We start from the raw sequence: 19247 nt of genomic DNA on the forward strand, positions 1-19247 counted from the left end.
GGCTATGCGCGCCAAAGTGGGTTTCCAGCACGGGTCAGCACCATGCTGGGTACCACCGCGTGCGCGGACAGGCGGGAGACGGCCATGACGAGCTCGGCCACATCGCGGGTCGACAGCATCGCCTCTGCCGCCAGCGTCTGCTTTTTGAGGGCGGTCATGTCGGTGTCGACGTAGCCGGGGCAGATCGCGGTCGCGGTGACACCGGCGCCGGACTCCTCCAAGGTGATGGTCTCGCACAGCGAGATGAGGCCCGCTTTGCTTGCGGCGTAAGCGGCCAGGCCCGGCTCGCTGACCTTCCCGGTGATGGACGAGAGCGCCACGATTTTCGCCCCGTGCCGCGGCCGCTCGGCGGCGGTGTGGCGCAGCAGGGGGAGGGCGGCCTGGACGAGCACGAACTGCGCACGCAGGTTGACGTTGAGCAGCAGGTCGTAGGTCTTCATGGGGGTGTCGGCGACCGGGTGCTGGGCCGCGACACCTCCGTTGAGCACAAGCAGATCCATGCCGCCGTAGTGGTCACCGTGAGCGGCGGCTAGACGGCGCACGTCATCCTCGACGGCGAGGTTGGCGGGCACGGCAAGCACCTGTGCGCCATCGGCGCGAAGAGTGAGCGCCGCGTCGGCAAGCCCGGGTTCGTTGCGCGCGGACATGGTGAGGGCGAAGCCTTCGGCGGCAAGGTGCCGGGCGATCTGCAGGCCGATGCCGCGCGACGAGCCCGTTATCAAGGCGGTGCGGTTACCCATGTGGGTCCTCCGGTTGGTGACTCCATGCCTGCCGGGCAATCAATCGCCTTGCGCCGCAGAGCTTTCGCGTTGACCCGGTGGCGGCTCGAGGGCTAACCTTAGCAAACGATCGATAAGTTATGGCCCCCAGCGCCGTCGCTGTTCTGAGGATGGTTATGAGTGAGGACCTCAGCTCCAGGGAGCGAGTCGTTCTCCTGACGCTGCTGCTGCACGGGCCGATCCTGTCGAACTCCAAGAAGGAGGCGTTCCGGCTGCGGCTTGCCGCCCCGGAACGTGACCGGCTCAACGCGCTTGGCCTCATCGTTTCGGTCAAGGCCGGCTCCTACCGGCATCGGCTCACCGAGGCCGGACATCAATGGTGTCTGCGGGAGCTGGCGAGCGGCCGAGCGCGGGCGGGCGACAGCCGCCTTGAGCGCAACTTCTATGCTCTGCTCGGTGCGGTTCGTGGCAGAGTGGACCTGCCGTCGATGTTCAGCCTGACCGGCGGGCAGCCCGACCAGCAAATGGAATTGGCTGCCTGCGCCGCCTACCGGCGGTTGCGCAGTGAGGCGCGAGGCGGGGTGAGCCTCGCCGATCTGCTCGACGGGCTACAGGCGGCGTTGAGGCAGAGCACACACTGAGGAAGGCCCGCCGAAAGTTCTACATTTGATATCGTGCCCGCATGTCTCTGCCGCTCAACTCCCGCCCGCAGCTGTCGGAGGAAGTCGCCACCCACATCCGCGATCTGATCATGGCGGGCACGGTGCGGCCGGGCGAGCGGTTACGGCTGGAGGAACTGGCGGCCAAGCTTGGCGTGAGCATCACTCCGGTCCGCGAGGCGCTGCTGATCCTGCGCAGCGAGGACATGGTGGAGCTGCAGCCCCGCCGCGGTTACGTGGTGGCCCCACTGTCGCGGCAGGACATCGAGGACGTGTTCTCCTTACAGGCCAACCTCGCCGGGGAGCTGGCCGCGCGGGCGTCGCGGCGTACCACAGAAAATCAGCTCCTTCAGCTCAACGACCTGCAGGCCGCCCTGCGTGAGGCGGCCGGGGAGGCGCGCTTGCAGGAGCTGGAGCGGCTGGAGTTCGCCTTCCATCGGGTGATCAACCTGGTGACCGAGTCGCGCAAGCTGGCGCGGTTTCTCTACACCGCGACCCGCTATACGCCGCACCGTTTCTACGCCTCGGATCCGGCGTGGCGGGCCAACATGCTCTCCGACCATCAGGCGCTGCTGGACGCGCTGGCCGCCCGCGACGCGCAAGCGGCGCGGGCAGCCATGTCACGTCACTTCACCGATGGGGCCGAGCGGCTGCTCAAGCATCTTGACGACATCGGCATGTGGGACAAGCGGCCGGCTCAGTGACCGCGTCCGTGGCGCATCCGGAACAGCCACAGCGCGGTGCGAACAGCTCGCGGTGACGGGTCGAAGCGCATCAGGTCGATCGGGGCCCGATAGCGCTGCCAGGTAACGGCTTTGGCCCGGCTGAACTCGCGCAGGCCATCAGCGCCATGAATGCGCCCGAAACCCGAGTCGCCCAGGCCGCCGAAGGGCAGCGCGGGAATGGCCGCGAAGCCGAGGACGGAATTGATTGAGGCAGCGCCCGTGCGCAGGCGCTGTGCCAGCGCCAGGCCGCGCTGCTTGTCCTTGGTGAAGATGGAGCCGGCCAGGCCGTACCGGGAGTGGTTGGCGCGCTGCAGCGCCTCGTCGAGGTCGCGCACCTTGTTGACGGTCAGTGTGGGGCCGAACGTCTCCTCTGTCATCGCCACGCTTTCCTCATCCACCTCAGCCAGCACGATGGGGTCGATGTAAGGCGCCCGGATGGATTCCGGCCCGCCGGCCACCGCGAAAGCGCCGCGTTCGAGGGCGTCGGTCACGTGCCGCCTCACCACGTCCACCTGACTGGGCATGGTCATCGGGCCATAGGCGGCATCGGGGCCGTCGCCCGGCCGCACCGCGGGCAGCTTGGCCTTGACCGCTTCCAAGAAGCGGTCGTAGACGGGCGCTTCGACGTAGACGCGTTCCACGCCGGCGCAGGTCTGACCCGCGTTGCCCAGGCCGCCGAAGACCGCGGCGGTGGCCGCGGCGTCGATGTCGGCGTCGGCCGCCACGATCAGCGCGTCCTTGCCGCCACCCTCGATCACCACCGGGGTCAGCCGTTCCGCGCAGGCGGCCATGACCTTGCGCGCGGTGGCGGCGGAGCCGGTGAAGGCTACTTTGTCCACATCGGAGGATGCCAGCGCGGCCCCGGTCGCGCCGTCGCCCACCACGGTTTGCAGCACCGGCTGCGGGCAGGCCCGCGCCCACGCCTCGGCCAGCCAGCGCCCGACACCCGGGGTGTACTCGCTGGGCTTGAACACGACGGCGTTGCCCGCCGCCAGGGCGTAGGAGATCGAGCCCAGCGGCGTATAAACGGGATAGTTCCACGGCCCGATGACGCCGACCACCCCGAGGGGCACATATTCCAGCAGGCCCAGCTGGTTGGCGGCGAGAAGGCCCGAGGCCACCTTGCGGCGGCGCAGTGTCTTGTGCGCGTTGCGGGCGGCCCAGTCGAGGTGCTCCACGGCGAGCATGATCTCCAGCATCGCCCCGCCGAGGGGCTTACCGGTCTCGGCGTTGATCACCGCGGCCAGTGCCTCGGCGCCGGTCACCAGCTCCCGCTTCCACCGCAGTAGCGCGTCACGGCGCTGTTTGGGGGACAGCTGAGCCCACCAGGCGGCGGCCTGCCGCCCGGCGGAGACCGCCTGCGCCACCTCGGCCGCGCCGGCTGTCGGGTATTCCGCTAGGACCTCGCCGGTGACCGGGCTTCGGGAGGTGAGGGTTGCCGCGGGTGCTGCGGTCGGGGGCATGTGTTCCTCCAGGCCCTCGTCGAAGTAATTGACATTTGATATCGTACGGCCACTACCTGTCCCCGTGAAGGGCGTGAACCGTGGACTTGACTGAAGAACAGCGGGCATTCGTCTCCGCTGTGGACACTTTCTGCCAGCGCGAGTGTGGAACGCGCCAGCAGCGCGATGTTTTGACCAACTTCGGGGCTGAATCGCACAACCGTGCGCTTTATCGGAAGATGGCCGACGCCGGTTGGCTTGGCATCAATGTGGAGCCGGAGTTCGGGGGAGCGGGTGGGGGCATGGTGGACCTCTCGCTCTTCCTGGAGGCGACCGCCCGGGGCATGGCACCGATCGGGGGTTTCGCCACCACTGTGATCGCCGCGGCGGCCTACGCCAAGTTCGGGACGGCAGAGCAGAAGGAGACCATCCTCGGCGGGGTGATCCGGGGCTCGGTCGAGGCGATCGCGATGTCCGAGCCGGAAGCCGGGTCCGACGTGGCCAACCTGTCGTGCAAGGCCGCCCGCGTCGATGGCGGCTATGTCATCAACGGCCAGAAGACGTGGTGCTCCAACGCCCATATCGCCGACCACATCCTGCTGGTGGCGCGCACCGGGTCGGTGGCTGAAACCGGCAACGGGCACCACGGCCTGACCATGTTCATGGTGCCCACCAACACCGAGGGCCTGGAGATCCGGGGCATCGACACCATGGGCGGGCGTGAGGTCAACGACCTGTTCTACACCGACTGCTTCCTGCCCGCCTCGGCCGTGGTGGGCGAGGTGGGCAACGGCTGGCGTCAGCTGATGGCCGGTCTCAACACGGAGCGCATCATCATGGGCGGGCTGATGCTCGGCACGGCCCAGCGCGCCTTCGACGACACGCTGTCCTATGTCACCCAGCGAAAGCAGTTCGGCCAGCCGGTCGGCACATTCCAAGCGCTGCGGCATCGGCTGGCCGATCTGGCCACCGAGATCGAGTGTTGCCGGCTGCTGGTCTACGACGTGGCCTCCAAAGTGGACGCAAATCCGGAGAAGATGCTGCCGCGCGAGGCCTCGATGGTGAAGCTGAAGGTGACCGAGACCGCCAAGCGCATGGCCCTGGAGGGAATGCAGATGATGGGCGGTTACGGCTACGCCAAGGAGTTCGACATGGAGGGGCACGTGCGGCGCACCATCGTGTCCACCATCTACGGCGGCACCAACGAGATCCAGCGCGACATCATCGGCAAGACCTACGGCCTGTAGCACTAAATAGCAGCACAGCCGTTCACCGCGTGGGCCATGCGCCCGCGCGGTGAACGGCTGTTCGCGTTTGGTCGCAGGCATTGAGCGTGTTGCGGATTAGTTACCAACGGGATCTTCCCAATAAGTTAACCGTCATTTACGGTAGTCCCACGAAGCGCCCGGTCTCCTCCCCGATCTTCAGGTGTGGTGTGAATGCTGGCGGTACGCAATCTCGAAGTCGTATACGACGAGGTCATGCTCGTGCTGAGGGGGGTCAGCCTCAGCGTCGAGCCCGGACAGATCGTGGCGCTGCTGGGCGCCAACGGGGCCGGCAAGTCAACCCTGCTTCGCACCATCACCGGCCTGCTCCGCCACCACGACGGCCGGGTCGCCAAGGGCACGGTCAGCCTCGACGGCACCGACATCCACCACCGGTCACCGGTGGTCATCGTGCGCCGTGGCGTGTCGCAGGTTCTGGAGGGCCGGCGCATCCTCGGCGAGCTCAGCGTCGAGGACAACCTGCGCGTCGGCGCCCACCCCAGGCCGCGGCACAAAGCAGCCGGGCTCGAGCGGGCCTACACGCTGTTTCCGGTGCTGGCCAAGCGCCGCCGCGACACGGCCGGCTACCTGTCCGGTGGCGAGCAGCAAATGCTGGCGATGGCCCGCGCCCTGATGGCGCAGCCGCGCTACCTGCTGCTCGACGAGCCCAGCCTTGGCCTGGCACCCAAGCTGGTGGACCAGATCCGCGATCTGGTCGTCGAAATCAACCGGCAGGGCACCGCCATTCTGCTGGTGGAGCAAAACGCGACGATGGCGCTGTCGATCGCCTCGCACGGGTACGTCATCGAGACCGGCCGGATCGTGCTGGACAAACCGGCCGCCGAGCTGATGGCCGACGCCGATGTGCGCGAGTTCTACCTCGGGCACCGGGCGGGCCAATCCTTCCGCGACGTCAAACACTACAAGCGCCGAAAGCGGTGGCTCTCATGAGTCTGGTCGACTTCGACGACGTGCACCTGTCCTTCGCCGGGGTGAACGCGATCGCCGGGGTGTCGTTCACGGTGGCGCCCGGGGAGCTGTTTGCCATCATCGGGCCCAACGGGGCCGGCAAAACCTCCATCTTCAACGTTCTGTCCGGAGCCTACCGGCCGCAGCGAGGCCGGGTCACCTTCGGCGGCCTCGACATCACCGGACGGCCGCCGCACCGCATCGCGGCGGCGGGCCTGGCCCGCACCTTCCAGAACGTGGAGCTGTTCGGCAATCTGACCCTGCTGGACAACCTGATGCTCGGCCGGCACACGCATCTGCGCTACGGCACGCTGGCCGCGGTCGCCTGGCTGGGGCGGGCCAGGCGTGAAGAGGTGGCCGCCCGTGCGTCGGTGGAGGAGATCGTGGACTTCCTCGACCTGGCGCCCTACCGGCGGATCCCGGTCGGGCTGCTGCCCTATGGCGTGCAGAAACGCATCGAGCTGGGACGGGCCCTGGCCATGCAGCCCAAACTGCTGCTCCTCGACGAGCCGGTTGCGGGCATGAACCTGGAGGAGACGGCCGACATGGCCCGCTACATCCTCGACATCCGCGAGGAGCTCGGCCTGGCGATCATCCTGGTCGAGCACGACATGGGTCTGGTGATGGACCTGGCCGACCGGGTCATGGTGCTCAACTTCGGCGTCCCCATCACCACCGGCCCGCCCGCGCACGTGCAGGGCCATCCCGAGGTTGTGCGGGCCTACCTGGGAGAGGCGGCCGCGGTATGAGAACAGTCGCCACCCGGGTGAGGGACAGGGCGCGGGCCACACCGCACCGCGTCGCCATGCGCGAGAAGCATCTCGGGCTGTGGCGTGAGATCGAGTGGCAGTCCTATTGGGACAGTTCGCTCACCGTCGCGCACGCGCTGCTGTCACTGGGAATCGAGCCGGGCGATCGGGTGGCCGTGCACGCCGAGAACCGGCCTGAGTGGCTCTACACCGACATCGCCACGGTCTCTATCAGGGCCACGACTGTCGGCCTCTATCCGACCAACCCGGCTTCCGAGGTCGGATATCTGTTGTCGCATTCGGGTTCGAGGCTGCTGGTGGCCGAGGACCAGGAACAGGTCGACAAGGCGCTTGCCGTGCTGGAGTCGTGCCCCGAGCTGGAATGGATCGTCTATTTGGAACCACGGGGCATCCGGTCCCGGTACCACCACAAAAAATTGATGTCCTGGCAGGAACTATTGCAACGCGGCGCTGAGCACCGCGCCGCGCATCCCGGTGCGGTCGACGAGCGGATCGCCGCCGCGGCGCAGGAGGACATCGCCACGCTGGTGTACACGTCGGGCACCACCGGCCCGCCCAAGGGGGCGATGCTCACCAACTCCAATGTGGACTTTGCCATCGAGGCGTCGCTCGGCGGCGGCAGCTACGGCATCACGCCGGGCGGCAAGGATCTGATTTTGTCCTACCTGCCGCTGTGTCACGTTGCCGAGCGGCTGCTGACCACCTGGTACAACGCGGGTGCGGGGGTGCAGGTGAACTTCGCCGAGTCGATCTCGACCGTGCAGCCCAACCTGCGCGAGGTCCAGCCCACCATCCTGTTCGGAGTGCCGCGCATCTGGGAGAAGGTGCTCGCCACGGTGACCATCGGGGTGCAGAACGCCACGATGTTCAAGCGTCTCAACGGGCGGCTGTGGCTGGGCCTGGCCGACCGCATCGGGCATCGGCTGGCCGCCACCGGTGGCCGCCACACCGCCCGCACCCGCCTTGCCTACGCGATCGGCTGGGTGTGCTACTACCGCGCCCTACGCGAGCGCATCGGCATGCGGTGGGTCCGCCACGCGCTGTCCGGGGCGGCCCCCATCGCGCCGGAGGTGTTGCGCTTCTTCATGGGTATCGGGATCGCGATGCACGAGGTGTACGGCATGACCGAGAACACCGCCATCGCCACCGCCAACCGGCCCAGGAAGGTGCGCCTCGGCACGGTTGGGGTGCGGCTGGACGGCGCCGAGGTCCGCGTCGACGCCGACACGGGTGAGATCCAGACCCGGCACGCGGCCGTGTTTGCCGGATATTTCCGCGATCCGGAGGCGACGGCACGCGCGTTCACCGCCGACGGATGGTTGCGCACCGGCGATGTCGGCGAGTTCAGCGTCGACGGTTACCTGCGCATCACCGACCGGGTCAAGGACATCCTCATCACCGCGGGCGGCAAGAACGTCGCCCCAAGCGAAATCGAGAACGGGCTCAAGGCGTCGCCTTACCTCAAAGAGGCCGTCGTGCTGGGCGACCGGAAGCCATACCTGGTGGCCCTCATCGGCATCGAGGCGGACACCGTGGCCGATTGGGCGCAGCGCCGAGGGCTCGCCTTCACCACCTACCGCGATCTGACCGAGAAACCGGAAGTGGTGGAACTGGTGCAGGACATCATCCGGCAGGCCAACACCCATCAGGCCACCGTGGCTCAAATCAAGAAGTTCCGCCTGCTGCCCAAGGAACTCGACGAGAACGACGGCGAGCTCACCGCCACCCAGAAGGTGAAGCGGGCCGCCGTCGCGACCCGGTTCGCCGATCTGGTCAATCAGATGTATGGCGGTGCCCGGTGACCGAAGCCATCCAGATCCTCAGCCGGGGCCTGGGCGCGGGCGGCATCTACGCCTTGCTGTCACTGGGTTTCGTCATCATCTACCGGGCCTCGCGGGTCATCAGCTTCGCCCAGCCGGCCCTGATGCTCGCCGGTGCGGTCATCGTGTCGCGGCTGGCACCCGAGGTCGGCTTCTACGGCGCGCTCGCCGCGGGCATGGCGCTGACCGCGACGCTGGCGCTGGCGGTGGAGCGGGTGGCGGTGCGGCCCATGGTCGGCCGGCCCGTCTTCACCGTCGCCATCATCACCCTCGGCGTGGACGCGGTGATCCGGGTCTTCGCCAACAGCGTCATCGGCGTGGGCCTGCTGCAGCTGGGCGATCCCTGGGGACTCTCGGAGACCACCGTGTTCGGGGTCGAGGTGCAGCAGCGGTCGCTGGTCATCGTGGCGGCCACCGCGTTGGCCGGGACGATCCTCTACGTGTTCTTTCGTTTCAGCCGCATGGGTTTGGCGATGCGGGCAGTGGCTGTCGACCAGGAAACCGCTCTGGCCCACGGCATTTCGGTGGGGGCGGTTTTCGCCTTCTCCTGGGCCATCGCCGGGGCGCTTGCCGCGCTGGGCGGCGCGATGGCGGCCGTCGGTGGCAGCGTGGACGCCAACCTGTGGCTCACCGCGCTGGTGGCGCTGCCCGTGATCATTCTGGGCGGCCTGGACTCGCTGCCCGGCGCGGTGGTGGCCGGGCTTGTCGTCGGCGTGGTGCAGGAAACCCTTGCCACCTATCAGCACACGTTCCCGAACTGGCTCGGCGGCAACGTCGCCACGCTGACCCCGTTCGCGGTCATGATGATCGTCCTGCTGGTGCGGCCCTACGGCCTCTTCGGCACCCGTGAGGTGGAGCGAGTATGAACCGGCCGCTCATGCATCACCGCTACAGCTCCGACATGGCGCTGCTGAACACGAGGGCCAAAAAGGTTGCCATGCTGGCGTTACTGGCCGTCGCGGCGCTGCTTGCGCTGCTGCTGACCGACGACTACCTCCAGCTGCTGGCCACCGGGGCGGCCACGGCCATCGGCATCATCGGCTTGAACCTGGCCACTGGGTACGCGGGCCAGGTGTCGCTAGGGCACGCGTTCTTCCTTGCCATCGGCGCCTATACCGCCGCCGCGATCAGCGGCGACCCCCACGGCCGCACCATAGGCCTGGGCATCACCAGCATCCTGGTCTGGCTTCCGGCGGCCGGGCTGGTGGCGGCGGCCGTCGGCGCGCTGGTGGCCCCGCTGGCGGTAAGGCTGCGCGGGCTCTACCTCGCCATCGTGACACTCGGACTGGTTTTCGTCGGCGGGTACGTCTTCGGCGAGTGGCGGGAACTGACCGGCGGCTCAGGTATCGGCCGGCCCGCCGCGGTGCCCGAACTGTTCGGCGTGCGGCTCGACCGGTCCACCGCGCTGTTCACCCGCGACCAGCAGCTGTATTGGCTGATGCTGACGCTGCTGGTGCTCTTCGCCCTGGCCGCCCGCAATGTGGCCCGCTCGCGGGTAGGGCGAGCATTCAACGCTATCCGCGACCGCGACATTGCTGCCGGCATCATGGGCATCAACCTGGCCCGCTACAAGACGATCGCCTTCGCGCTGTCGTCGTTCTACGCCGGGTGCGCCGGGGGCCTGCTGTTCTGCATCACCGGATATCTGACGCCGGACAACTTCAACCTGGCGCTGTCCGTGGTCGCCATCGCCATGGTGCTTGTCGGCGGCGCCGGCACCATATCGGGCGCAGTCCTGGGCGCGTTCTTCTTCACCTTGCTCAGCCCGCTGACGAAGGCCTTGCCGTCGCTCGTGCCCGCGGTGACCGATGACGCGACCCGTACCCCCAACATCTTCCAGCTCGAAACCGTGGCCTACGGCGCATTGATCGTCGTGTTCCTCGTCTTCGAGCCGCGTGGGCTCTACGGGCTCTGGGTCCGGCTGCGCAGCTATTGGAAAGCCTGGCCCTTCTCTTACTGATGCCGCTACCCGACCAGAAAGGACCATCCCATGAGAAGAGTGGCCGCGTTACTTGTCGCCGTCGCTGCTCTGGCGGGATGCCGGACACAGAGTCCGGCCCCGTCCGATACCACCATCAAGTCCGATGTCGGGGTGACGTCGCAGGCCTGTCCCGCTGCGGTCGACCCGAAGAAGGGCTGCATCTATCTCGGCGTGCTCTCCGACCTCACCGGCCCGGTCGCCGCCCTTGGCGTCACGGCCGCCGAGGGCGTCAAAGGGTTCTGGAAGCGGGTCAACGCCAACGGCGGCATCGCCGGGAAATATGAGGTCGATGCCACCAGCTACGTCAAGGACAGCAAGTACGACCCGCAGACCCACAATCAGGCCTACCAGGAAATCAAATCCAAGGTGCTGGCGCTGGGCCTCACCTTCGGCTCACCCACCACCGCGGCCATCCTGCCGGACATGAAGTCCAACAACGTCATCGCGGTGCCGGGCGCGTTCTCCTCCGGCTTCCTCTTCGAGGACGTGATGCTGGAGACTGCGGCCAACTACTGCGTCGAGTCCATGAACGACGTGGACTACGCTAAGGAAACCTGGTCTGCGAAGAGCGCGATGGCCGTGCACTGGCCGGGCGACTACGGCGACGACTCCGCCTTCGGCGTAAAGTTTGCCGCCGAGAAGGCGGGCTTGACCTTCACCGATGTGGTCACCGGGCAGGGCCAGGACAAGCAGGCCGCGGCCGTGGCGGCCATCGTCGCGGGCAAGCCCGATGTCGTCATCCTCGCCGTCGGGCCTACCGAGAACGCGGCCATCGTCGGAGGCGCTGCCGCGCAAGGCTTCAAGGGCAGGTTCATCGGCCTGGGCCCGACCTGGGTGGCGCAGCTCAACGCGAGCCCCGCCGCGCCCGCGCTGGCCGCGCTGTACCTGCAGTCGGGCGGCCTGGCACCGTGGAACGCCAACAGCCCCGGCCACCAGGCGATGCGCGAGACGCTGGGCAAACCGGCTTCCATCAACGACGGGCTCACCACCGGCTGGGCCTCCTCCTATCCGCTGAAGGCGGCGCTGGAGAAGGCGGTGGCCAACGGTGACCTGACCCGCGCCGGGTTCGCCGCGGCGGCCAAGTCGCTGACCCGGGTCGACTTCGAGGACATGTTGCCGCCCGAGTCCGGCAACTACGCGGGCGGGCCCGCCACCGCGCCGAAGAACACCGGCATCAGCAAGCCGGACAAGTCCGCCGCCACCGGCATCACGCTGGTCAAGGAGATGTTCACCGGGCCGACAGCGAAGGCGTTCACGCCCACCAAACCCTGCTACGTCAAGTAGTCCAAACAGCAAAGCGTTGGCCGGGCTGGAATTCCAGCCCGGCCAACACCCCTATGTGGATGCTCAGTCGGCGTACATCTCGTCGATCAGTGTCTCGTGCTGCTGGGAGATGGCACGCCGGCGTAGCTTGAGCGTCGGTGTCAGCTCACCGGTTTCCGGCGTCCACGCCGCAGGCATGATGCGGAACCGCTTGATCTGCTCGGGGCGTGACAGCTTCTCGTTCACCTCGGCCACCGCCGAGGTGATGGCCGCGTGCAGCGCGGGATGTGCGGCCAGGCCGGGCAGGCTTCGCTCGGCGAGGCCCTGCGAGGCGGCCCACAGCGGGGCGACCTCCTCGTCGAGCACGATCAGCGCCGTCAGGTAAGGCCGCCGGTCGCCGATCGCGACTGCCTGCCCGATCAGCGGGTAGGCACGCAGCAGGTTCTCGATCTGGGCGGGGGAGATGTTCTTCCCGCTGGAGTTGATGATGAGTTCCTTCTTGCGGTCGGTGATGGTGAGGTAGCCCTCGTCGTCGAGCGCGCCCACATCGCCGGTGGACAGCCAGCCCTCCGCGTCGACGATGGGCTCGATGCCGCCGTCGGCGCGCAGATAGCCCATGCACACCAACGGCCCGCGGACCTGAATCTCGCCATCGTCGAGCAGGCGCAGTGCCATGCCGGCGTTGATACGCCCCACCGAGCCGGGCCGAAACGCCGACGGCGTGTTGATGGTGGCGGTGCCGGTGGTTTCGGTCATGCCCCACACCTCCAGCACGTCGACGCCCATGCCGGCCAGGAACAGCAGCACCTCCACGGGAATCGGCGCGGCGCCGCTGCCGGCCCACACCATCTCGTCGAGCCCGAGCATGGCGCGCATCGGGCGCAGCACAGCGGCGTCCAATGTGGCCAGAGCCGCGGCTTGTTCCTCGGTAAGGGTCTTGCCTTCCGATCGGGCGAGGTAGCTGTCGCGCGCCAGCGCCGAGGCGGTGGCGAAAGCCTCGCGCACGGCCGGCTCGACGTTGCCGAGCTGGGCCTGCACCCCGGCGGCCATCTTCTCCCACACCCGGGGCACGCCGAAGAACGAATTCGGCTTCACCGCGCGCAGCGCTGCCACCAGCTGAGCCGGGTCGGCGAGGATGGTGGCGTGCCCGGTGCGGTAGATGAGGTTGTAGATGCCGAGCACCCTCTCGGCGATGTGCGCCAGCGGTAGATAGGCCAGAGTGCGCGGGTGGGCCGGCATGTTCACCGTCGCTTCCAGTACCACACACTGGTAAATGACGTTGTGATGGCTCAGCAGCACCCCTTTGGGGTCGCCGGTGGTGCCCGAGGTGTAGAGCAGCGTGACCGGGTGGTCGGCGCGCACCTGCCGCCACTGTGTCTCGAAGGCGGACGGATCGTTGGCGTGGGCGATGCCGCCACGGGCCATGACCGCGCCCAGCGACGTGGTTCCCGGGATCTCGGCCTCCTCGTCGACGATGACGATGTGCGGCGGGTGCGGCAGGCCCTCAAGCGCGCTCTGCCACTTCTGCCATTCGGCTTCGCCGTTGAGGACAAGCAGTTTCGCCCCGCTGTGTTCGGCCAGATAGCGCAACTGGGTGGGGCTCAATGTCGCATAGGCCGTGCACGGGATCGCCCCCAGGTGCACGGCGGCCAGGTCGACGAGCCAGTGCTCGACCCGGCCCGGCATCATCATGATGACCCGATCGCCCCAGCCGACCCCGAGCTCGGCCAGGCCACGGGCCAGGACGGCGACGCCGTCGCGCATCTCCCGCCACGTCAGCGAGGTCTCGCCGCCGAAGGTGCTCAAGGCCGGGAGATCGGGGTAGCTCACGGCGTTGCGGTGCAGAAGCTCGGGAATCGTCATGCCTGCGGCCTTATCCGCACAACGCTGAGCCAGATCCATACTGCCCTCCACGAAAACGGCCTCCTCCACCGATCGGACGCATGTGCGTCGAATGTAACTCCCGGTTAACTTATTAGGAAGAGGAGCTGTTCCAGCGCGAAAAAAGTCTGGACACGCCCTGTGAATACGGGCTAAGGGGCCGACCTCAGCATCGGCACCAGAAACTGGCGTGCCACCGCAGCCAGCTGCTCGTCGTCGTCGAGGTCGATGATCTGGCTGGGGATGGTCAGGAAGGACGCGGACACCCGAACCATCAGCTCTGCCACCAGATTGGGATCCAGATCCTTGGCCATGTTGCCGGCTCGCTGCTCGGCCCGCAGCTGCCCGGCGACGAACTGCCTCACCGCGGCAAGGGTCTGCCCGCCGTCATTGATCATCGACGGCAGCAGCAGGTCGGGTTCGGCCGCGATCAGCCCGCCGATGAGCGGGTTGCCGCGGATGGCCCGCAGTGAGCTGACAAACCCGAGCACCACCCGGTCGGCGGCGTTGTCGGCCTGCTCGATGTCGATGAGGAACTGGTCGAAGTAGCGGCGGAACTCGCGGCGGATGACATGCTCGACGAGGGCGTCCTTGGTGGCGAAGCGCCTGTACACGGTGATGCGCGAAACGCCCGCCCGCCGCGCCACATCCTCCATGGTGGAGCGCAGAATCCCCATCTTGGAGAACTGCACATAGGCCGCGTCGAGGATGCGGGTGCGGGCCTCGTCGGTGTCGCCGACTCCCTCGATGGCGTCGACGAAGGCGCGCTCCAGCAGCGACTCCGAACCGGACGGTGCGATCAGCACGGGTGGCGCAGGTTCCACGATCACCTCCTGTGGATCCATTGTGCCTCAAGGTCGCCCGATGTCGGGCATTCACAAAGTTCCACCTTTACCTCCTTGAGGCCCTTGTGGTGGCGAATGCGTTGTGGTGTCATGGATGAAACACGGATGCAACATCCGTATCATCGTATCAGTCAATGCGCTCGGCTTCGACTAGGAGGAGCGGAGGAGAAAAGGCATGGACAAAATTCAAAGGCGCAACGTGCTCAAAGCCGGTGGTGCCCTGGGGGCGATCGGCGCGCTGAGCGTCGCCGCGCCCGCGCACGCGAAGGCGCCGTGGACATGGGCCCCGCAGGGATCCGTGGCAGGAACGGGAGCAGGCGCCGACCCGAGATGGGTGTGGGACCCCGAGGCCGACCCGGTGGTCGCCTCGCTGATCGACCGGGGCGATGTGCCCCGGGTCAACGAACTCCTGCGCACCTGGAAGAGAAACAGCCAGCCGCTTCCGGCCGGGCTGCCGGCGGACCTTCGCGACTTCATGGAGAGCGCCCGCCAGCTTCCGTCGTGGACAGACCAGCGCAAGCTGGCCAAGGCGGTCGAGTTCAACACCAAGCGAGGGCTTTACCTCGGCGTGCTCTACGGTCTGGCCAGCGGCATGATGAGCACGGTCATCCCCCATGAAGCGCGTGCGGTCTACTACTCGCAGGGCGGCGCGGACATGAAGGACCGCATCTCCAAGACCGCGAAGCTCGGCTACGACGTCGGCGCGCTCAACGCCTACCAGGCCGACGGCGAAATGATCGTCACCTGTGTCAAGACCCGGCTCGTGCATGCTGCCGTGCGCCATCTGCTGCCCCAGTCGCCTTACTGGACACCGGTTGCCGACGAACAGATCCCGATCAGCCAGCGCGACATCATGGTCACCTGGCACAGCCTGCCCACCACGGTGATGCAGAAGCTGCAGGCGTGGGGAGTGCCGATCCCGGCCGCCGAGTCCGACGGCTTCCTGCACTCGTGGCAGGTCGCCGCGCACATGCTCGGCGTGCGCGACGAATACATCCCCGCTTCGTGGGCCGAGGCCAACAGCCAGGCCGCTCAGGTGCTCACCCCGGTGCTGGCGCCGACGCCCGAAGGGGTCAGGCTTTCCGATATTTTGCTCAGCCTGGGTACGCCGGTCGACGCCGGCATTCTTTCCAAACCGATCCTGGGCGCGTTCACCCGGTACATGCTCGGCGATCAGATCGCCGGCTGGCTAAGCATCCCGCGCGAGCCCGTGTGGGAGACGCTGCTCAACGTCGCGTGGCGGCCTTTCATCGCGGTACGCGAAGGGCTGTTGCCCTTCCCGCTGGCACCGGCGGCCTACTGGCTGTTCGACGAGTTCATCCGCAAGGCGGCTCTGCTGTTCCTGTCCAACGCCCGGCCGATCAGCATCGAAATCCCCCTGACCAACCGCCCAACGTAGAGAAAGGTTTCAATCGTGTCGGAGATGAGCAGGCGCCAGGTGTTGATCTCGGGCGGCGCCCTGGGAGCACTTGGCGCACTCGGGATCGGGGCCGCGGCCCAGGCCGGCATCGGCCCGCCCACCGGGCTGGACCCACGCTGGGTGTGGGACGCCGAAGCCGACCCGCTGGTGGCCTCGCTGCTCGACCGTGGGGCCGTGCCGGAGGTGAACCGTCTGCTGTGGAACTGGACCCGCAACGACCAGCCGCTGCCCGCGGGGCTTCCCGCCGACCTGGTCGCGTTCATTGACGGGGCGCGTCAGCTGCCGTCGTGGGCCGACCAGCGCAAGCTGGAACTCGCGGCGGAGTTCAACAAGTCACGCGGGTTCTACCTCAATCTGCTCAACGGCGTCGGTGGCGGGATGCTCAGCACCGCCATCCCCAAGGAGGCGCGGGCGGTCTACTACTCGGCCGGCGGCGCGAACATGGAGGACCGGGTCGCCAAGACCAGCATCCTCGGCTTCGCGGTCGGATCGCTCAACGCTTACCGGCCCGACGGCAACTGCATCGTCAACTCGGTGAAGACACGTCTGGTGCACGCGGGTGTCCGCCATCTGCTGCAACAGTCTCCACATTGGACAAGCGGAATCCCGATCAGCCAGACCGACATCCTGGTCACCTGGCACACCCTGGCCACCTTCGCGATGCGCAAGCTGCGCGAGTGGCGGGTGCCGATCAGCGCCGCCGACGCGGACGCCTACCTGCACTCCTGGCAGGTGACCGTGCACATGCTCGGCGTCCGCGACGAGTTCATCCCGGCCACCTGGGAAGCCGCCTACGCCCAGTCGGATCAGGTGCTGCCGCCCAACATGGGGCCGACCCGTGAGGGCGTCGAGCTGACCGACATCCTGCTCGGCCAGCTGGCCGAGCAGACCAGCCCGGGCAGCATCAGCCGGCCGCTGTGCAACGCGCTGGGCCGATTCCTGGTCGGCGACCAGGTGGCCGACTGGGACCAGATCCCGCACGAATGGGTGTGGGAGTCGGTGATCCGCAACGTGTGGCCGATCCTGGTGAGGTTCCGCGAGGGGTTGGTCCCGCTGCCGCTCGTGCCCGAGATGGCTTGGGTCATCGACGAGGCCCTGCGCCAGTACATCCTGTTCTTCCTCACCAAGGGCAGGGAAACAAAGATTGTGATTCCGACGGGCAACCGGCCCAGCTGATCAGTAGATGACGCAACGGATCGGATGGAAGATGAGTGAGCACATAGGACGGCGGCGGTTCCTGGGATACGTGCTGGCCGCTCCCACTCTGGTGACCGCGGCCGAGCTGAGCCTGGCCCCCGCGAGCGCCGCGGTACCCTCCGCGGAAATCACCGAGCTGCTGGATCTCAACGACCTGATGACCGTTGCGGCCTTGCCCACCTCCGGGCTCATCTCGGTCGCGGTCAACGCGGACGGCACGGTGTCGTTCGCGTTGCCGCGGGCCGAAGTGGGGCAGGGCATCACCACCTCCTCGGCGATGCTGATCGCCGAAGAGCTTTCGGTGCCGCTGAGCCGGGTAAGGATAACGCTGGCCGACGCCCGGCCGGAGCTGCTTTTCAACCAGCTCACCGGCGGCTCCAACACCACCATCGCCACCTATACCCCGATCCGGGTCGCGGCCGCGATCGCCCGCAGCCGCCTGCTGCAAGCCGCGGCCGGCGTGCTCGGCGCTGCGCCCGGCGACCTCACTCTGGCCGCCGGGGTGGTCACCGACCGCTCCGGGCGCGGCGTCGACATCGGCGCGCTGGCACAGCGGGCGGCAAGCGCGCAGACCGGCCAGGTGGCCGTGGAGCTCACGCCGCGCGAGAGTTTCACTGTCATCGGCAGGCCCACCAACCGCATCGACGCGCTGGAGGCGGTGACCGGGCGCAAGAAGTTCGCCATGGATCTCGCCGTCCCCGGCGCGTTGCCCACCATGGTCTGCCGGCCGCCGACCATCAACGGCAAGGTGGGTTCGGTGGCCAACCTGGCCGAGGTACGCGCCATGGCCGGAGTGACCGATGTCGTTACCATCGCCACCGGTGTCGCGGTGCGGGCACAGACCTTCGGCCAATGCATCGACGCCGTTCGCGCCCTGCGGGTCACCTGGCGGGCCGGCACCGCGGAGGGCAAGTCCGACGCCAGCGTGCTGCGAGAGCTGGAGCTGGCCGAGATTCCGCTCGGGCTGCGGCCGCCGACCCCGGTGGTGGAAGGCAAATTCACCTTCCACTTCCGCAGCAACGGCGCGGTGGAACCCAACTGCGCCATCGCCGATGTACGAGCCGATCGGGCCGAGATCTGGTCGGCGCTCAAGTCGCCCATCGTCGCCCAGGAAACCATCGCCGCCAGGCTCGGGCTGCCGGTGGGCCGGGTGACGGTGCATGTGGCCGAGGGCGGCGGATCCTTCGGGCGCAAGCTTTTCTTCGACGCCGCGCTCGAAGCGGCCGAGGTGTCGCAGCGGATCGGCAAGCCGGTCAAGCTCATGTGGCATCGCGCCGACGACTTCCGCCAGGGCCGCGCCCACCCGATGGCCACCTCCCGGGTGCGCATCGCCTATCTCGGCGACGCCGTGCTGAGCTACACGCAGCGGCACACCAGCGTGGCCACCGATCTGGGCCACGGGCTGGGCGAGATCATCACTGCTTTCGCCGCTCAGCTTCCCGTGGGCGACATCGGTTTCGCGGAAACCTTCTTCCAGCTCAGCCAGAACATGCCCTACGAGTTCGGGCTCAACAGCCGGCTGCTGAGTGAGGTGGACAAGGGCTTCAACACCGGCAGCATGCGCAACGTGTACTCGCCCGATGTGGCCTGCGCCCGGGAGCTGATGGTCGATCAGCTCGCCGCGCGGCGGGGGCGCGACCCGTACCAGATGCGGCGGGCGTATCTGCGTGACGACCGCGCCAAGGCGGTGCTGGAGAAGGTGGCCCAGGTCGGCAACTGGGGCCGGGCGATGCCGGCCGGCATGGCGCAGGGCATCGCGTTTCACGCCGAGTACAAGAGTGTCAGCGCCGCACTGGTGGAAATCGACTGCCGGCCCGAGACCGTCAACCGGCCGATCCGCGATGGGGTGGCCGGGCCGCGGGTCACCAGGGTGGTGTTCGCCGTGGACGTCGGCCTCGCCGTCAACCCGCGCGGTCTGGAGGCGCAGATGATGGGCGGCATCATGGACGGCATCGCGCTGGCGCTGACCTCCGGTCTGCACCTGCGCGACGGATACTTCCTCGAATCCAGCTGGGACAACTACTTCTACACCCGGCAGTGGAACACTCCGCCCGATCTTAAGATCATCGTCATGCCGAGCACGTCGGAGAACCCGGGTGGGGCAGGCGAGTTGGGCGTCGCGGCATCGGTGGCGGCGGTGGCATGCGCCTACGGCCGCGCGACCGGCGTCATGCCCACCACCTTCCCGATCAATCACGCCACGCTTTCCTTCGTCCCCAAACCCACCGTCCCGCCGATCCCGGCGTCCCCGATCGACGGCGCCACCGCCGCCCGCTGAAGAAGGAGGAGAT

At 67.7% G+C, this 19247-nt stretch carries 16 protein-coding genes; 12 read left to right on the top strand and 4 right to left on the bottom strand.

Annotated features, from left to right (window positions below):
* Window positions 1–2 precede the first annotated feature (2 nt).
* A complete protein-coding gene (locus Rhe02_RS05335; RefSeq protein WP_203906936.1) occupies window positions 3–740 on the bottom strand; it encodes an SDR family NAD(P)-dependent oxidoreductase in 738 nt (245 codons plus the stop codon).
* Between the two features lie 155 nt (window positions 741–895).
* Between Rhe02_RS05335 and Rhe02_RS05340 the strand changes: the two genes are divergently transcribed.
* A complete protein-coding gene (locus Rhe02_RS05340; protein WP_203906937.1) occupies window positions 896–1360 on the top strand; it encodes a hypothetical protein in 465 nt (154 codons plus the stop codon).
* Window positions 1361–1401: 41 nt separating this feature from the next.
* Complete coding sequence (locus Rhe02_RS05345) at window positions 1402–2082, top strand: GntR family transcriptional regulator (protein ID WP_203906938.1); 681 nt, start codon at window positions 1402–1404, stop codon at window positions 2080–2082.
* Here the strand turns inward: Rhe02_RS05345 and Rhe02_RS05350 are convergent.
* Complete coding sequence (locus Rhe02_RS05350; protein ID WP_203906939.1) at window positions 2076–3566, bottom strand: aldehyde dehydrogenase family protein; 1491 nt, start codon at window positions 3564–3566, stop codon at window positions 2076–2078. The genes Rhe02_RS05345 and Rhe02_RS05350 overlap by 7 nt on opposite strands.
* Before the next feature lie 80 nt (window positions 3567–3646).
* Between Rhe02_RS05350 and Rhe02_RS05355 the strand changes: the two genes are divergently transcribed.
* The 7 genes from Rhe02_RS05355 (at window position 3647) to Rhe02_RS05385 (ending at window position 11634) form a co-directional block, all read left to right on the top strand.
* On the top strand, window positions 3647–4792 hold the full coding sequence (locus Rhe02_RS05355) for an acyl-CoA dehydrogenase family protein (RefSeq protein ID WP_203906940.1): 1146 nt from the start codon (window positions 3647–3649) through the stop codon (window positions 4790–4792).
* A 192-nt stretch (window positions 4793–4984) separates the two neighbouring features.
* Window positions 4985–5761, top strand: coding sequence for an ABC transporter ATP-binding protein (locus tag Rhe02_RS05360; RefSeq protein ID WP_203906941.1), 777 nt, complete (start codon window positions 4985–4987; stop codon window positions 5759–5761).
* Complete coding sequence (locus Rhe02_RS05365; RefSeq protein WP_203906942.1) at window positions 5758–6528, top strand: ABC transporter ATP-binding protein; 771 nt, start codon at window positions 5758–5760, stop codon at window positions 6526–6528. Before Rhe02_RS05360 ends, Rhe02_RS05365 begins: the two co-directional genes overlap by 4 nt.
* Window positions 6525–8351 carry an AMP-dependent synthetase/ligase gene (locus Rhe02_RS05370; RefSeq protein ID WP_203906943.1) on the top strand — a complete coding sequence of 609 codons (1827 nt, stop codon included), beginning with the start codon at window positions 6525–6527 and terminating at the stop codon, window positions 8349–8351. The genes Rhe02_RS05365 and Rhe02_RS05370 overlap by 4 nt, the downstream gene beginning before the upstream one ends.
* Window positions 8348–9235, top strand: a complete 888-nt coding sequence (locus tag Rhe02_RS05375) for a branched-chain amino acid ABC transporter permease (protein WP_203906944.1) — start codon at window positions 8348–8350, stop codon at window positions 9233–9235. The genes Rhe02_RS05370 and Rhe02_RS05375 overlap by 4 nt, the downstream gene beginning before the upstream one ends.
* The gene (locus tag Rhe02_RS05380; RefSeq protein ID WP_203906945.1) at window positions 9232–10329 is read left to right on the top strand and encodes a branched-chain amino acid ABC transporter permease; all 1098 of its coding nucleotides are present in this window, start codon (window positions 9232–9234) and stop codon (window positions 10327–10329) included. Before Rhe02_RS05375 ends, Rhe02_RS05380 begins: the two co-directional genes overlap by 4 nt.
* A 30-nt stretch (window positions 10330–10359) precedes the next feature.
* The gene (locus Rhe02_RS05385) at window positions 10360–11634 is read left to right on the top strand and encodes an ABC transporter substrate-binding protein (protein WP_203906946.1); all 1275 of its coding nucleotides are present in this window, start codon (window positions 10360–10362) and stop codon (window positions 11632–11634) included.
* A 63-nt stretch (window positions 11635–11697) separates the two neighbouring features.
* Here the strand turns inward: Rhe02_RS05385 and Rhe02_RS05390 are convergent, their stop codons facing one another.
* Window positions 11698–13476, bottom strand: coding sequence for an AMP-dependent synthetase/ligase (locus tag Rhe02_RS05390; protein WP_239123399.1), 1779 nt, complete (start codon window positions 13474–13476; stop codon window positions 11698–11700).
* 170 nt (window positions 13477–13646) lie between these two features.
* Window positions 13647–14318, bottom strand: coding sequence for a TetR/AcrR family transcriptional regulator (locus Rhe02_RS05395; protein WP_239123401.1), 672 nt, complete (start codon window positions 14316–14318; stop codon window positions 13647–13649).
* Between the two features lie 196 nt (window positions 14319–14514).
* Between Rhe02_RS05395 and Rhe02_RS05400 the strand changes: the two genes are divergently transcribed.
* Genes Rhe02_RS05400 through Rhe02_RS05410 form a run of 3 tightly spaced genes read left to right on the top strand, consistent with a single transcriptional unit; the run spans window position 14515 to window position 19234 of the window.
* Entirely contained in the window at window positions 14515–15738 is a 1224-nt protein-coding gene (locus tag Rhe02_RS05400) for an oxygenase MpaB family protein (RefSeq protein WP_203906949.1), read from the top strand.
* A 24-nt stretch (window positions 15739–15762) separates the two neighbouring features.
* Complete coding sequence (locus Rhe02_RS05405) at window positions 15763–16935, top strand: oxygenase MpaB family protein (protein WP_239123403.1); 1173 nt, start codon at window positions 15763–15765, stop codon at window positions 16933–16935.
* A 31-nt stretch (window positions 16936–16966) separates the two neighbouring features.
* Window positions 16967–19234, top strand: a complete 2268-nt coding sequence (locus Rhe02_RS05410; protein WP_203906951.1) for a molybdopterin cofactor-binding domain-containing protein — start codon at window positions 16967–16969, stop codon at window positions 19232–19234.
* Window positions 19235–19247 lie beyond the last annotated feature (13 nt).

It is taken from the genome of Rhizocola hellebori (assembly GCF_016862955.1).
Classification (GTDB): domain Bacteria; phylum Actinomycetota; class Actinomycetes; order Mycobacteriales; family Micromonosporaceae; genus Rhizocola; species Rhizocola hellebori.